The organism is Actinomyces succiniciruminis, from assembly GCF_900002405.1.
GTDB classification, from domain to species: Bacteria; Actinomycetota; Actinomycetes; order Actinomycetales; family Actinomycetaceae; genus Actinomyces; species Actinomyces succiniciruminis.
The window spans coordinates 44,701-58,220 of the sequence record NZ_LK995526.1; the positions used below are offsets into that span (position 1 = coordinate 44,701).

The window sequence follows — 13,520 nt, forward strand, 5'->3', positions numbered from 1 at the left end:
GTAGCGCGACAGGTGACCGACCCCTCAGAGACACGATTTCCCCCACCGGCGCGACGGCGGCTATAGTCGTGCCGCACACGGGGTGTGGCGCAGTTTGGTAGCGCGCTTCGTTCGGGACGAAGAGGTCGTGGGTTCAAATCCCGCCACCCCGACGATAAGAAGATCCATGAGCTTGCTCATGAGATCTTCGCAGAGGAGGGAGTAAGAGGCCGTCAGGCCGAATACCCCGACGACGAGGACGCCCGCGAGCTTGCTCGTGAGGCGTCCGAGGAGGAAGGGGTAACAAGGCCGCCAGGCCGAATACCCCTACAAACGGTCGTTGCCCAGGCGGGCGGCGGCCGTTCGTCGTTCGCAGCAGCGAGCGAGGGGTTGACACGCCTTGGATACTTGAGGGGAAGGCGCGCCGCGCGAATCCCGCACAAAGGAGGGATGTACTGTGAGCACTGCAGTTGCGCCGCCTCGCGGCGTGGTAAAACACTTTACACGCCCGGAGCTAGAGGCCCGCAAACGAGACATCGTCAATGAATTAGAGCGCCGTTTCGGCAGCCTGGACGCGGCGCTTGCCCAGGAGTACACCGGAGACTACCCCTCGGAAGACCTGCGGCTATTCGGTGCCTACCATGACGTGTTGTTCTTACTAGAGCATGACCGATAGCGTCGACGAGCAGACCTTACGGTTTGCCAACGGCCTGACTCACACGGTACGGGCGGTGACCGTGGAAGCTCCCGAGTTTCAGGTCAACGTTGCTGGCGATGATCCGTGGTTCGCCACCGTCCGCCCTGAAGACGAGGCCGCAATCAACCTGACCATAGGTGGTAGATGCCTGCTTGACCTCACGGTCTCTTTCCAATGCACGTTGTCTCAGAAGCATCCGTACATGCTCATCGAGCGGTCACAGTTCGGCTTGCGCCCACACGGTGGCGGGGAATGGCTTGTCCGCCTTGACTACGAGCATCACCCGGCAGGGAACCTTCCTTGTTCCCACCTTCACGTACACGCCCACAGGGATGCCTGGACGTTCCTGATGACTCGGGATGGGAAGGGCAGCCAACGACGCGCTGTCCGCCGCCGCGGTGCCGCTGACAAAACACCGCACGTCTCTGACGTCCACTTTCCCGCTGGCGGTCCGCGGCTGCGGCCTACGCTGGAAGACTTCCTGATAATGACGATTCAGGACCTCGGTGTGGATCACACGCCCAATGCGATGGAAGCCCTGACGCAGGCTCGCGCTGACTGGCGACTGGAACAAACCAAGTCCATCGTTGCATCGTCGCAAGATACCGCCGCAGATGTTCTCCGTGGCCTTGGGTGGAGTGTCACCCCACCGGATGGATACGAGCCCAAGCCGGCCTTGCCTGACTGGCTTTATCGTTACTGATCTAACTCAGCTGAGGTACTGCGGTCCCCGATTCCTATGCTCTACGAGACCCATCCACCATCGCCGGAAGGGCGAGGGCTTCTCGACGTCCGCGGCGGGCGGACACGCGCCGGGAGCCGAGCCGCGTGTACTACCCTGGTCGCGACGTCGGGCCGCGACGGGCCCCGGGCTCCAACATAAGCCGCCACGAGCGGCCATCGCGCCGACTGGCGCTCTCCGGCCCGACGTCCCTTAGACGGCACCGATACCGTGCAGAGCAGGACGCCGTCAGCGGCCCTCGGAAAGCACCGGGCGCTGCTTCTCAATGGCCACGGCGCGGATCTTGCCGCGCGGACGGCGCGCCATGTGCACCACCATGATCTCCCCGGTCTTCAGCCACGGGTCCCGGTCCGGAACCGAGCGCAGCAGCTTGCCGGGTGCATAGTCCGAGATCGCCTCCATGACGGTCGGCAGCACCGGGCGGTGCGTGCACACGGCCACCGGCACGTCGCGCCGACGCAACACCTTGGAAACCACCTTGCGGGCGGCCTTCGGCTTGGCGGCGTGCGCCGCCTCCGTCAGCGCCGGCTCGGTCACCAGCTCCAGGCCGGCCGCCTGCGTGTACGGGGCAACGGTGTCGAAGCAGCGCCGCCACGGGCTGGTGATCACCTGGGCGACGCCGTAGGCGGCCAGCACCGGCACCAGCGCCCGGGCGCGCACCTCCCCCTGGTCCTTGGTCAGCGGACGGGTCGCCTCGTCGGTCTCCGCGTCCCGCTCCTTGGGCCGGTTCCACACCGAGCGCTTGACCGCGCGTGCGTGGCGCACCAGTACGAAGGTCCAGGTGTCGAGCTTGCCGTCCTCCCACAGGTCCACCAAGGAGCCGAGCAGATCCCGGTCAGCCGGGTGAGTGAGCAACGTGCGGGCCTTCTTCGAGCGCACCCACTCGACGTCGTCGATCTCCGCCGCATCGGCCGGGCTCACCGGTGTGCGGGCGCGCAGGGCCGGAGAGTCGTCGGGGAGCTCGCGACCGGCCCAGTAGCGGACCTCCTTGCGGGCGCCGTCGGGCAGCTTGTAGCGCACCGTGTCCAGCGGCTGCCCGAGGGCGATCTGGATACCGGTCTCCTCGGCCACCTCGCGCACCGCGCAGGTGCGCACCGACTCCCCCGACTCCACCTTGCCCTTGGGGAAGGACCAGTCGTCGTAGCGGGGGCGGTGCACCAGAAGAATCTCCAGGTGTCCGTTCGTCTCACGCCACACCAGGGCACCCGCCGCCCGGATCACCGCTTCTGTTTTGGACTTATCTGCCATTTCCGGTGATTCCCGCTGTCAGTGCCCGCTCCGCAGACGCGAGCGCGCCCGGGTCATGAGCGTGGTCTGGATATCCTCCAGCCGATTGCCCTCGGCGTCGTGGGTGTGCCGGGTCCAGCTGCCATCGGGCTCCAGCCACCAGGAGGAGACCGCGTCGGAGGCGGCGTGGGTGACCAGCCACTCGAGCTGGGCGATCATCACCGGGTCGGTGATGCGCACCAACGCCTCCACGCGGCGGTCGAGATTGCGGTGCATCAGGTCCGCCGAGCCGATGAACAGGTCGGTCTCGCCGTCGTTGCAGAAGGCGTAAATGCGGGAGTGCTCCAGGTAGCGGCCCAGGATCGAGCGGACCCGGATGTTGTCGCTGAGCCCGGGCACGCCGGCACGCAAGCCGCAGATGCCGCGCACCACGATGTCGACGTCGACGCCGGCCCGGCTGGCCCGGTACAGGGCGTCGATGCAGGCCTCGTCGATGATCGAGTTGACCTTGATGCGGATCCAGGCGGGCTTACCGGCCCGCTTGTTGGCGATCTCGCGTTCGATACGTTCGATGAGCCCGTCGCGCACGGTACGGGGCGCCACCAGCAGGCGGCGGAAGCGGGCGCGCGGAGCGTAGCCGGACAGCTGGTTGAACAGGGTGGTCAGGTCCTGGGCGACGTCGCGGTCGCAAGTGAGCAGGCCCAGGTCCTCGTATCCGCGGGCGGTCTTCGGGTGGTAGTTCCCGGTGCCGACGTGGCAGTAGCGGCGCAGACCATCGGACTCCTGGCGCACCACCAGCAGCAGCTTGCAATGGGTCTTGAGCCCGACCATGCCGTAGACGACGTGCACGCCGGCGCGCTCCAGCTTGCGGGCCCAGGAGATGTTGTTCTCCTCATCGAACCGGGCCTTGATCTCCACGATCGCCACCACCTGCTTGCCGGCCTCGGCGGCCTCAATCAGGGCGTCGACGATCGGGGAGTCGCCGCTGGTGCGGTACAGGGTCTGCTTGATGGCCAGCACCTTGGGGTCGGCCGCCGCCTGCGAGACGAACTCCTGCACGGAGGTGGAGAAGGAGTCATAGGGGTGGTGCAGCAGCACGTCGTGCTCGCGCATGGCCGCGAAGATGTCCCCCGGAGTGCTGGACTCCTGGGGGGCCAGGCCGGCGGCGGTCACCGGCACGAACCGCGGGTACTTCAGCTCGGGGAGGTCCAGGTCGTGCAGCTGGTTGAGGCTGGTCAGGTCCAGCGGCGCCGGCAGCTCGAAGACGTCGTCGTCGTGCAGGTTCAGGGCGCGCACCAGGTAGCGGCGCACGAAGGGGCTGATGGTGTCCTCCACCTCAAGGCGCACACTGGCGCCGAAGCGACGGCGCTCCAGCTCCTTCTCCATGGCGGTCAGGAGGTTCTCGGCGTCGTCCTCCTCCACCTCGAGGTTCTCGTTGCGGGTCACCCGGAACAGGTGGTGCTCGAGGATGTCCATCCCCGGGAACAGGTGGTCCAGGTGCCGGGCGATGACGATCTCAATCGGGATGAAGGCGGTGCCGGCCTGCTTGTTCTTGGGGTCTAGCTCCCGCCCGGGCACGGTGATCAGGCGCGGCAGCGACTGCGGCACCTTGACGCGGGCGAAGTGCTCCTTGCCGGAGCGGGGGTTGCGCAGCAACACCGCCAGGTTCAGTGACAGGCCGGAGATATAGGGGAAGGGGTGAGAGGGGTCCACGGCCAGCGGAGTGAGCACGGGGAAGATCTGGTGACGGAAGTAGCGAGTGATCTTCTCGGCCTGCTCGGGCTCAAGCTGTTCCCAGTCGAGGATCTCAATGTTGTGCTCGGCGAGCTTGGGACGGATGTCATCCTGGAACAGGGCCGCCTGCCTGGCCATGAGCTCCTTGGTCCGCTCGGTGATGGCGGCAACGACCTGGTGGGCATCCAGGCCGGAGGCACGCACGGGTGTGATGCCGGCCTTGATGCGGCGCATCAACCCGGCCACACGCACCATGTAGAACTCGTCCAGGTTGGAGGAGAAGATCGCGGTGAACCAGGCGCGCTCCAGCAGCTGCAGGTCTTGGTCCTCAGCCTGCTCCAGGACCCGCTGGTTGAAGTCCAGCCAGGTGAGTTCACGGTCGGTGAAGCGGTCGGTGAAGGAGTCCAGCGGCGGCAGGTCGGCTTCAGGGTCGTCGACGACGGCGTCACCGGAGTCATCCGGTCCGACCGCGGCATCCACGGCGGTGTGTGCGGTGGTGGGCTCGGCCTCGGGCCGCGGCGTGGGATCCGCGGCGTCGAAGAAGCCGGTCTGCTCGTTGGCGTCGGGGGGCGAGACCGGGGTGCTCTTGGGGTCTTCGCAGTCCGCGCCCGCGTTACCGGGGGCATCCTCGTCGAAGTCCTCGTCCTCGTACTGGGGGCCGGCGTCATCGTCGACGAAGTCGCGAGGATCGGCCGCCTCAATGACGTGATCCTCAATGATGTCCAGGTCGTCCTGGGGCAATGCCTCGGCGTCGCCCGCATCCGCAGACGGCGCCGAGGCCGCGGCGAGCGTATCGGCCTCCTCGGGACTGACCGGAGAGGAACCCGGGTCGGCGGCATGCCGGGCCTGCGCACGCGCCCAGCCGCCCAGGAAGGAGGCCAGCGGCGCGGAGTTCGTGGAGGGGGTCGCTTCGGGGTCGGGCGTCGTCATGGGGAAATCGTCCCACGTCTAGGCCGGTAGCGGGCCGTGAACCGCGCCGATGAACCCCGTGCGGAACGCGCCGACGCCCGGTGCCGGGATCTGCGGCAGGCGGCTGCACGAGAAGCTCGGGCCGGCCCGCACAATGTCGGGCAATCTCAGTCCAGCAGACCGACGTCGGCACGGCGGGCCGCCTCGGCCAGTTCGTCCGCGGTGGCCAGCAGCGCGGAATCGCGGCGGGTGACGCGGTGTGCCAGCTCGTCGGCGTCGTCGTCGATCCAGACCGGGCTAGAGCCGGTGGCCAGGGCCCGCAGGAAGCCGGACGTGGTGGTCAGGATGGGTACGAGCGCGGGCACGGAACCCGCAAGGCCGCCCGCGAGGACGTCGTCCAGGGCAGCACGTACATCCTCCGGGGCGGGGGCCGGGCGGGCATCGACCAGGGCCGCGTCGAGGCGGACGCGCGCGGCGGCGGCCGCGGCTTCGCTGGTAATGGTGGTCAGGTCCACGACGGTGGCGTAGCGCCGCTCAACCAGCTCCGGGTCGCGGCGGATCCACTCGCGCACGAGGAATAGCCGCCAGAGCGTGCCCGGGAGGGTGGTTGCCGGGGAGTCCGCCCACAGCTCGGCTACGGCGTCGACTCCGTGGCCGGCGACGGCGGCTACCACGCCGGCGCGGGTGATCAGCTCGACGGGGGCGTCGGTCTCGGGTGCGTCCTCGGGGAAGCCGCCGATCAGGGCCTGGGCGGCGCGGTGGGCGAGTTCGGAGGCGACGGCGGGGTCGTCGCTGCCCTCGATGTTCTCGGCCGCTTCGGGGTCGAGTCGGGCGGGGCGATGGAACTGGCGAGCCATAGGAACTCCTTGTGATCCGCGGGTGTTTGCCGGGTTGGCCGTTTCGGCGGCGCGTCGACGGCGAGTGACCCGGTTCGCGTTGCTGGTGGCATTGTCCCGCATGGGTGAGCGGAAGCGTGAGTGGCACTCGGCGCGCGTGGTGAACAACGCACGCACGGGCAGCCCGCATGCCTGCCGCAGGCGCTTCCTGGAACCGATCGCGCACGCATGGCCCACCGGCAGGGGGTGGCTGCGGAATCGGCTATGCTGACGGCGCCGACCGCGTCAGGGTTCTACTCCCGGCCGGGGGCACGCCCCTCTAGCTCAGTTGGTCAGAGCTGCGGACTTTTAATCCGAAGGTCGTGGGTTCGAGCCCCACGGGGGGCACGAACGCTGCTGGCACCGATCCGGCTGCGACGCCCTCGCTTCTGCGAGGAAGCAGCGAGTCGACGCTGATTCCAAAACGCGCGGCGACAACGGCAACATCCTCGGCGGTCCATCCGACCTGACCGCGGATCTTCTTACCTGCCACGGTCCGGCTGACACCGAGCAACTTACCGAGCTCTTCGCGCGTAATGCGATGCGCGAAGAGGTACTGATTCACCGTGAAGCCTAGAGCCTCGTTGAAGGTCATGGCACCTGCCGGGGCGGGTGCTGCTGGACTGGCTGCCATGGTCACAGTGTAGCACCAACTGTTCAGAACATGCACGCATGAACACTTGACCCGCCAAACGGTCAGTGCAATATTTGCACACATGAGCGATCAAAAGATGCCCGATCGGGCCGATCTTGCGCCTGAGTTGCTGACGAGCACAGAGGCCGCAGCACTCATACCTGACTGCCAGCCACAAACCTTGCGTCGGTGGGCTCGGCGCGGGAAGGTTCCGGCGATCATCCTGCCGAACGGACGATTCCGTTTCCGGCGTTCGGACATTGAAGCGCTGCTGCAGCCGGCGACGATCGCGCCTGATCCGCCGTCGTCGCCTGAGCTTCCGGGGCAGGACAAGTTGCCATGGTGAGCGCTGCGGTGTCGGACCGGGGTTCAGTCGTTGCTGGATTCCTCTTGGTTGCGTATGAGGTCGGCGTATGCGGCGGCTGCCATCTGGCGGCTGTTGAAGGTGATGGCTACGGGGGTGTGTCTTCCAAGGTAGAGGAAGGTTTCGTTGCCGTCGGCGTCGGGGAACCACAGGACGCCGTAGCCGCGGCGTTGGATCTCGTCGAGCCCGTCGTAGGTGTCTTTGAGGAATTCTTCGTCGACACGCCAGGCCTGGCCGTCGGCGTGGATGGTGAAAGTGGCCATGGGTACTGCTCCGTTCGTGGGGTTAGCTCTGCCGGCGGTCTGGGTTCAGGCTTCGGGGTGGGGTTCGGGGTGTTGGACGACCCACTGTGTGATGCCTTCTTCGTCGGTGTCGGCGGTGATGACGATGTGGCTGCGCCAGTTGAGTGCGGTTTCGATGATGTTGCCGAGCTTGTCGGGGCTGTCGTGGCCGGGGGTGTAGATCTGCATGAAGTTGAGTTCGACTCCGTCATGGCGGTGGGTGCTACCCCAGGCGGAGGCGATTTCGTTGGGGGCGGTTACGAAGGTGCCACCTTGGGGGGTTCGTTCGATTTTGGCGGCTTCACCGAGGTTGAGGGCGTCGGTGAGGACGTCGACGAGGTGGTTGTAGGCGCCGGGTGCGATCTCCCAGGTGTACATGGGTTTTCTCCTGTCAGGGGTGATGGGCTGTGAGTGAGTACTTCATCGTTCGTAAGGGCGCTACGGCGTTGCGGAACGAGACGGTGTGGGATGACTCGATCAGTTATGCCGCACTGGGGATCCTAGCCAGGGCGCTGGCGACGCGCCCGGGGGCGCCTCTGGGTTACAGGGCGCTTGCCGGGCGGGGCATGGGCGAGCGTGCGGTGCGGCGGGCTCTTGGGGAGCTTGAGGCTGCGGGATACCGGCACAGGTTCCGTATCCGGGACTATGCGGGGCGTCTGAGGACGGTGACCGTGTTCTCGGACGTGCCGGTGTCGCGTGAGGAGGCGATGGCGGATGTCGATGCCGAGGATCGCGCACGCATGATCGATGAGCGCGAGGGGTCCGGTGGAGGCGGTTCTGAGGGTTTTCCACAGGCTGAGAGCCCGGACGGTTTTCCACAGGACGAAAGACCTATAGGTGCCCGTGCGGCAGCATCTGCCGCACGGGGGCAGAATCCGCAGAATTCCGGGGATAAGTCGGAGTCCGCCGTGCGGCGCTCTACCGTGGCACGGTCCACCGAAGCACGTCTGACCGTGGCACGGTCCACCGTGCCACGGTCAGACGCCGCACTATCCCTACGGGATACCAATACTTCCTCACTACGTTCGGAAGTAACTTCTAACCAGACCAGACCTGACCTGACCAGCGAGGTGATCTCACCAGCGGACGCCGACGCGGATTCGGGTCGGGTCGGGTCCGGTCGGGATGATCTTCCCCCGAGCGACCACGGCGCAGTGGGTGTGGCCGGGGCTGCGCCCTCGGCCCCGCCGGCGCCGGCGACCCGCTCGGCCGCCTCACCGCCTGAAGCTCGCTCGGCCGAGCCGGCGCCCGTTGCGGGCTCGGCGGCATCGCCGGCGGAGGCCGACCATCGCCCCGCGGATGACTCCGCGCGGTCGGATGTAAGCCGGCTGTTGGCGGCGTGCTTGCCGTCGTGGATGCGGGCGATGGACGCTGATGGCGCCGCGCTTGTGGCGGGGCTGCTGGTGGAGCGCCTGCGCGCCGGTTGGCCTGCTGGGGAGATCCGGCGGGTGATGGATGCTCCGCCGCCGTCGGAGCCGATCCGCAGGATGAGTTCGTTCGTGGCCTGGCGGCTGCGGGACGACGTTGATCCGGCGCTTGCGCCGCGGGCGGACGGTGACGGTCGGCCGTCGGAGGTTGAGCGTCAGGAGGCGACGCGGCGGCGGTCGGAGGCGATCGCCGAGCCGGAGCGGCGCGACGTTGATCCGCGTTGGGCGGAGGCTTGGGCGCAGGTGGTGGCGGAGCTGCCGGATGCGTCGCGGCTGGATCAGGCGCAGGCGACTCGGGAGCTGCTTGAGACGGGTGTTGACGTGTCGGTGCTGCGCGATAGGGTGCACGCCAGGGCACAACAGCGTGTAGCTAGGGCCGCGAAGCGGTCACGGAGCAGGAGCGGGGGGCCGCAATGATCGACGTCGACGAGCTTGGCGCTGTTGGTGGGCTTGAGACCTCGGAGGGGCTGGTGGCTGCCGTATCGGCTGTCCTGGATGCGCCGGCGGGCTGGGAGTCGGTCCTTGGGTGGCGTGTGGCCTGTGGCTTGTGTGAGGCGACCGCCCAGCGCTGGCACTCTCCGCGGTGGGGCTTGGAGGAGATGACTGATGCTGTGCGGCTCGTGGTGCTGACGCGGTCGGAGGACCTGGTCGGTTGGGCTGGCGCGCATTCGGGGGCGGATGTGTGGGCCTGGGTCTTGAGGCACGCTCTGGGCGTGTTGCAGCGAGAGTGGCTGCTGGATCGACTGGGCGGTCTGACTGGGGACTCAAATCTGTGGCGGCTGGTGGAGCATGTTGGTTTGCGCCCGGTTGTGGGTTGGGAGGATCTGGCGTGGCCGGAGTTGGATCAGTCGTCAGTGTTGGCGGAGGCGGAGCTGCCGTGGGCGTGGGCGGATCGGGAGTGGCCTGGTGAGGTGCACCCGTGGGATCTCGGGCCGGCCTTGGAGTCGGTGGTGGCTCTGCTGATTGCGCTTGGGGTGCGGCCTGAGCCGGCGTGGCTGGGCACGTGCCGCATCCTGGAACTGGCCGTGGATGGCGAGCGAGATCGGCGGCATACGCGGGCGCGGACGGACGCCGAGGGCGGCTGGCTGCGAGAGCTCGGGATCTCGCCGGCTGCGGCGGGGGCGTGGATGAGCATCGTTACGGGCTCGCGGCGCCTGGGCGCGGCGTCGGCGGTGACACTGGCACTGCGGGACGGCGCGGAGCTGTTGGCGGCGCAAGAGGCGTGGCTGGTTGAGGTGCTGCTGGGGGCCCCGACGATCGCCGGCGCGGACGTGGCTGCCGCATAGCGCCGACGCCAGCGGAGCGCCCGGCTGCGTGCCAGGTGCCGGCGCGGCTGCGCGTGTGCGGGGCGCGGTCGCATATAGGGGACGTGAGTACTCCTGCGTCAGCGTCGTCCTCGGCCTCGTCTTCGTCCTCTGGGCGGCGGCTGCTGGTGGGGGTGCTCGTGCTCGGTCTAGTGCTGGGGGCACCATTGGTTCCGATCGCAGGATTCTTCGGCCTGGCGCTGCTGGGTGAGCAGCAGTCGGTGGCTGCGGGTGGCTCATCGATCGTTTGTGACACCGGCGGGGCGTCGGTGACCGCGAGGGATGCGTCAGGCACCGAGGTGACCCTGGATGCCACCCAGGTGCGTAACGCGGCGATCGTGGTGCAGGCAGGCCAGTCGATGGGGCAGCAGGCGCAAGTGATCGCGCTGGCGACTGCGTTGACGGAGTCGGGGCTGCGGAATCTGGCCAACGACGGCAGCTTCGCCTATTCGGGTGGGGTGATGTCGCTGTCGGCGTGGGAGTCGGCCCGGTCGGTGGTGATGGAGTCGATGAGGCTGCCTCATGATGGCGTGGGGTCGGACTGGGACTCCATTGGGCTGTTTCAGCAGCGTCCGTCTGCGGGGTGGGGGTCGGTTGAGGAGATCATGGACCCGGCCACGTCCGCGGCGACCTTCTACGACCGGTTGAGTTCTGTTGCCGGGTGGGAGTCGATGAGTGTCGCGGCGGCGGCTCAGGCGGTGCAGGTGTCGGCTCTCCCCAGCGCGTATGCGCGGTGGGAGCCGGTGGCCAGGTCGCTGCTGTCGGTGCTGTCGACGGTGCATTGCACGGGCGGGGAGGGCATGGCTGCCCTGGGTGGCGTGCCGGCGGGCCTGGACGAGAAGCGCACTAAGGTGGTCACTTTCGCCTTGCAACAGATCGGCGATTCGTACGTGTGGGGTGCGGAGGGTAGTGACTCTTGGGATTGTTCGGGCCTGGTGCAGGGGGCGTATCGGCAGATCGGTGTCGAGCTGGAGCATTGGTCTGAGGCGCAGCGCACGGCGGGGCGTGAGGTGTCGGCGTCTGAGGCGCTGCCTGGGGACATTATGTGGTGGCCTGGGCACGTCGCCATATACCTAGGTAACGGTGAGCTGGTGGGTGCGCAGGGATATAGCCAGGGCGTCGTGCGCATACCCGTGTACGGCGCGCCGCGCTATATCCGCGTGATCGAATAGTGACCGGCTGGGTTCCCTGACGGCTGGCGCCGCCCGCGTGTGTGCGGGGGGCTGTCGCATATAGGGGGTGAGGCCGGACCAGTTCAGCTACTTGGAGGGAGGCGCCCGATGGGTGCTATCAGGAGGTTCTTTGACGGCTTTACTTGGAAGGGTAAGGCGGTGATGGGGCTGTTGGCGGTGGTGCTGGTGCTGGCCGTGGGTGTGGTGATTGGTCAGCGGGCCGAGTCGGAGCGGACTGTTGCCGGCGGGGATGATGGGCCGGCGGCTGATGCGACGGTGGAGCCGACGCTGGGTGTGCCGACGGGTCTGCCGTCGGCGCCTCCGGGGGACAGTCAGGACGTGCGGTCCAGCACGGGTGTGGATTATGGGGCCGGCCTGCCCCGGCTGGGCGAGTCGCAGTACGCGAAGACCAAGGACCCGGTTGTGTTTGCGGCGTCGGTGTGGGCGGCCTCCGGGTATGACTATGCGGAGTATCAGCCTGAGGATATTTTGGCTGAGGCGGACCGGATTACCACGGAGATGCTGGCCGGTATGGACGGCACTGACGGCCCGCTGGGTGCTGAGGTGCACGATGCGCTGCGGGGCGCGGTCTCCAGGTCCGTGGATCCGGATGAGTTGGAGTACCGCGTGGCTGCGAGGCAGCACGACACGATCGATGTGACCAAAGTGGAGACGCTGTCGCCTGAGGACCTGCACGCCGATATCGGCGACAACGCCTACCTGAAGGTTGTGGAGAACAGGTCGGAGGGCATCTACCAGTACAACGTGTGGGGTGATCTGACGACCGAGATGCAGGCGGTCGGCGACACGGCCGGCTGGAAGAGGACGGTCACGACTGGCACGCACATCCTGGTGCACTGCCCGGACGGCGGCTACTGCTCGCTAATCGGCATCGTCGGCCAGACGCGGGATGACGACGGGGAGGACTCGTGACGACTGTGAAGCTGGTGGCGCTGACCACGCGCGGGCGGGGCTGGTGGCGGCTGCTATTGCCGCTGCTGGTGCCGCTCGTGCTGGTGGTCGGTGTGGGCCTGGCGGCGCCGGCACACGCCGACGATGTGGTGGTCAGTGACGTCGTCGGCAAGGCGGGCCGTGTGGTCGAGAGGGCCCGCGAGGATGAGACCTTGACCGGCGGTGACCGCGTGCCGCTTGAGGGCAAGTGGGCGGACGAAGAGCCGTCGGGCCGGTTCGAGAACAAGACCACTGACAGCGGTGAGGAGGTCGAGGAACTGGTCGGTGGGGTCGGCGGTGCGATTAGCGACGCGGCTCGGGATGTCGGTTCCGCGATTGGTGACGCTGCCCGGGACGTTGGCACGTGGGTCGGCGATAAGGCCACTGAGGTGGCCGAGGGCGTGCAGAACCTTGCCGAGGATGTCGGCAATGTTGTGGCGACGGTCGGTGATCTGATCGGGATGAGTATCCCGGAGGCCATTGAGGCGGTGATGGGTGCTGTAGCTGACTGGCTTGCGGGCACGCTCGGATCGGCCGCTGCATGGCTGTTGGCGGCGTTGGTGCAGTTCGCTTTCAGCTTGACGTCTGCTGATTTGGATGCGGAGTTCGTTTACAAGTGGGCGGGGCGGGTTTTCGCGATTGCGATACCTCTGACACTGCTACTCGCGTTTTGGCAGCTTGCGTCGTCTGCGGTGCGTGGTCGACCGCTGCAGGGGGTGCGGCAGGCTGGTGTGGGTGCGACGGCGGCGACGGCGGGCACGATGGTCGCGATCCCGATCATTGCTGCTATCAGCTCGGCGGTTGACTACCTGTGCGTGGCGATGGCCGGGGACCTGGAGACCCAGGTTACCGACCTCGCGTCGGCGATCACCGACTTGTGGTCGCCGGCGACTTTGGCTGCGGTGGCGGCCACGATGGGCCTGGGCGCCGCGTCGGTGATTCTGACGCTGATCTTCATCATTTTCGCGGTCTGCGTGATTATCGCCGGCATCGGGCTGATCATCACGCTGGTGCTGCGTGAGCTGAGCCTGTATGCGTGCACGGTGATTTTGCCGATGGCGATGAGCGGGCTGGCGGCGCGCACGTCGCGTCGGTGGCCACGGCAGGTGATCTCCTGGCTGCTGGCGCTGGTCGTGTCCAAGCTCGGCGTGCTGATCGTGTTGGGGCTGGGGCTGACGATCCTGACGGACCGCATTGGGGACTTCTCCGCTGAGGGCCTGGGTG

At 67.4% G+C, this 13,520-nt stretch carries 13 protein-coding genes, 2 tRNA genes and 1 pseudogene; 10 read left to right on the plus strand and 6 right to left on the minus strand.

Annotation, left to right across the window (positions count from 1 at the left end; all coding sequences use genetic code 11):
* The first annotated feature begins 78 nt into the window (after nt 1-78).
* The 3 genes from BN1056_RS10655 to BN1056_RS10665 all read left to right on the plus strand — a co-directional run bounded on the left by BN1056_RS10655 (nt 79) and on the right by BN1056_RS10665 (nt 1,379).
* Nucleotides 79-152 (plus strand) — tRNA-Pro (locus BN1056_RS10655).
* Between the two features lie 284 nt (nt 153-436).
* Nucleotides 437-655 (plus strand): hypothetical protein, encoded by a 219-nt coding sequence (locus tag BN1056_RS10660; RefSeq protein WP_073331036.1) that lies wholly within the window; start codon nt 437-439, stop codon nt 653-655.
* A complete protein-coding gene (locus BN1056_RS10665; protein ID WP_210581074.1) occupies nt 645-1,379 on the plus strand; it encodes a hypothetical protein in 735 nt (244 codons plus the stop codon). Before BN1056_RS10660 ends, BN1056_RS10665 begins: the two co-directional genes overlap by 11 nt.
* Before the next feature lie 267 nt (nt 1,380-1,646).
* On the opposite strand, the gene BN1056_RS10670 is transcribed toward BN1056_RS10665, so the two are convergent.
* From BN1056_RS10670 to BN1056_RS10680, 3 genes are all read right to left on the minus strand, one after another.
* A complete protein-coding gene (locus BN1056_RS10670; protein WP_210581076.1) occupies nt 1,647-2,666 on the minus strand; it encodes an NUDIX hydrolase in 1,020 nt (339 codons plus the stop codon).
* 18 nt (nt 2,667-2,684) lie between these two features.
* Entirely contained in the window at nt 2,685-5,309 is a 2,625-nt protein-coding gene (locus BN1056_RS10675; protein ID WP_210581077.1) for an RNA degradosome polyphosphate kinase, read from the minus strand.
* Between the two features lie 146 nt (nt 5,310-5,455).
* Complete coding sequence (locus BN1056_RS10680; RefSeq protein WP_210581080.1) at nt 5,456-6,145, minus strand: hypothetical protein; 690 nt, start codon at nt 6,143-6,145, stop codon at nt 5,456-5,458.
* 292 nt (nt 6,146-6,437) lie between these two features.
* Here BN1056_RS10680 and BN1056_RS10685 point away from each other — a divergent pair.
* Nucleotides 6,438-6,511: transfer RNA gene (locus BN1056_RS10685), tRNA-Lys, on the plus strand.
* 25 nt (nt 6,512-6,536) lie between these two features.
* Here BN1056_RS10685 and BN1056_RS15100 read toward each other — a convergent pair.
* Nucleotides 6,537-6,881 (minus strand): annotated as a pseudogene (locus BN1056_RS15100) (helix-turn-helix domain-containing protein); the annotation flags it as partial.
* Between BN1056_RS15100 and BN1056_RS10695 the strand changes: the two are divergent.
* Entirely contained in the window at nt 6,880-7,143 is a 264-nt protein-coding gene (locus BN1056_RS10695) for a helix-turn-helix domain-containing protein (protein ID WP_210581082.1), read from the plus strand. The pseudogene BN1056_RS15100 and the gene BN1056_RS10695 sit on opposite strands and share 2 nt — an antisense overlap.
* A 23-nt stretch (nt 7,144-7,166) precedes the next feature.
* Here the strand turns inward: BN1056_RS10695 and BN1056_RS10700 are convergent, their stop codons facing one another.
* Both BN1056_RS10700 and BN1056_RS10705 read right to left on the minus strand, forming a co-directional pair.
* Nucleotides 7,167-7,424 (minus strand): hypothetical protein, encoded by a 258-nt coding sequence (locus tag BN1056_RS10700; RefSeq protein ID WP_136192949.1) that lies wholly within the window; start codon nt 7,422-7,424, stop codon nt 7,167-7,169.
* A 45-nt stretch (nt 7,425-7,469) separates the two neighbouring features.
* On the minus strand, nt 7,470-7,820 hold the full coding sequence (locus BN1056_RS10705) for a hypothetical protein (protein ID WP_136192950.1): 351 nt from the start codon (nt 7,818-7,820) through the stop codon (nt 7,470-7,472).
* A 986-nt stretch (nt 7,821-8,806) separates the two neighbouring features.
* Between BN1056_RS10705 and BN1056_RS10710 the strand changes: the two genes are divergently transcribed.
* The 5 genes from BN1056_RS10710 to BN1056_RS10730 all read left to right on the plus strand — a co-directional run.
* Nucleotides 8,807-9,286 (plus strand): hypothetical protein, encoded by a 480-nt coding sequence (locus tag BN1056_RS10710; protein ID WP_210581084.1) that lies wholly within the window; start codon nt 8,807-8,809, stop codon nt 9,284-9,286.
* A gap of 296 nt (nt 9,287-9,582) precedes the next feature.
* Nucleotides 9,583-10,155 carry a hypothetical protein gene (locus tag BN1056_RS10715; protein ID WP_210581086.1) on the plus strand — a complete coding sequence of 191 codons (573 nt, stop codon included), beginning with the start codon at nt 9,583-9,585 and terminating at the stop codon, nt 10,153-10,155.
* 158 nt (nt 10,156-10,313) lie between these two features.
* On the plus strand, nt 10,314-11,345 hold the full coding sequence (locus BN1056_RS10720; protein ID WP_210581088.1) for a C40 family peptidase: 1,032 nt from the start codon (nt 10,314-10,316) through the stop codon (nt 11,343-11,345).
* Between the two features lie 108 nt (nt 11,346-11,453).
* A complete protein-coding gene (locus BN1056_RS10725; RefSeq protein WP_210581090.1) occupies nt 11,454-12,278 on the plus strand; it encodes a hypothetical protein in 825 nt (274 codons plus the stop codon).
* On the plus strand, nt 12,275-13,520 hold a 1,246-nt coding region (locus tag BN1056_RS10730; protein WP_210581092.1), incomplete at its 3' end, for a hypothetical protein. The genes BN1056_RS10725 and BN1056_RS10730, both read left to right, overlap by 4 nt.

What these genes read in the sequence shown, in the direction of transcription:
- BN1056_RS10665 (WP_210581074.1), top strand. Translation starts at nt 645, where the DNA reads ATGACCGATAGCGTCGACGAGCAGACCTTACGGTTTGCCAACGGCCTG.
- BN1056_RS10670 (WP_210581076.1), bottom strand. Translation starts at nt 2,666, where the DNA reads ATGGCAGATAAGTCCAAAACAGAAGCGGTGATCCGGGCGGCGGGTGCC.
- BN1056_RS10675 (WP_210581077.1), bottom strand. Translation starts at nt 5,309, where the DNA reads ATGACGACGCCCGACCCCGAAGCGACCCCCTCCACGAACTCCGCGCCG.
- BN1056_RS10680 (WP_210581080.1), bottom strand. Translation starts at nt 6,145, where the DNA reads ATGGCTCGCCAGTTCCATCGCCCCGCCCGACTCGACCCCGAAGCGGCC.
- BN1056_RS10695 (WP_210581082.1), top strand. Translation starts at nt 6,880, where the DNA reads ATGAGCGATCAAAAGATGCCCGATCGGGCCGATCTTGCGCCTGAGTTG.
- BN1056_RS10700 (WP_136192949.1), bottom strand. Translation starts at nt 7,424, where the DNA reads ATGGCCACTTTCACCATCCACGCCGACGGCCAGGCCTGGCGTGTCGAC.
- BN1056_RS10705 (WP_136192950.1), bottom strand. Translation starts at nt 7,820, where the DNA reads ATGTACACCTGGGAGATCGCACCCGGCGCCTACAACCACCTCGTCGAC.
- BN1056_RS10710 (WP_210581084.1), top strand. Translation starts at nt 8,807, where the DNA reads ATGGACGCTGATGGCGCCGCGCTTGTGGCGGGGCTGCTGGTGGAGCGC.
- BN1056_RS10725 (WP_210581090.1), top strand. Translation starts at nt 11,454, where the DNA reads ATGGGTGCTATCAGGAGGTTCTTTGACGGCTTTACTTGGAAGGGTAAG.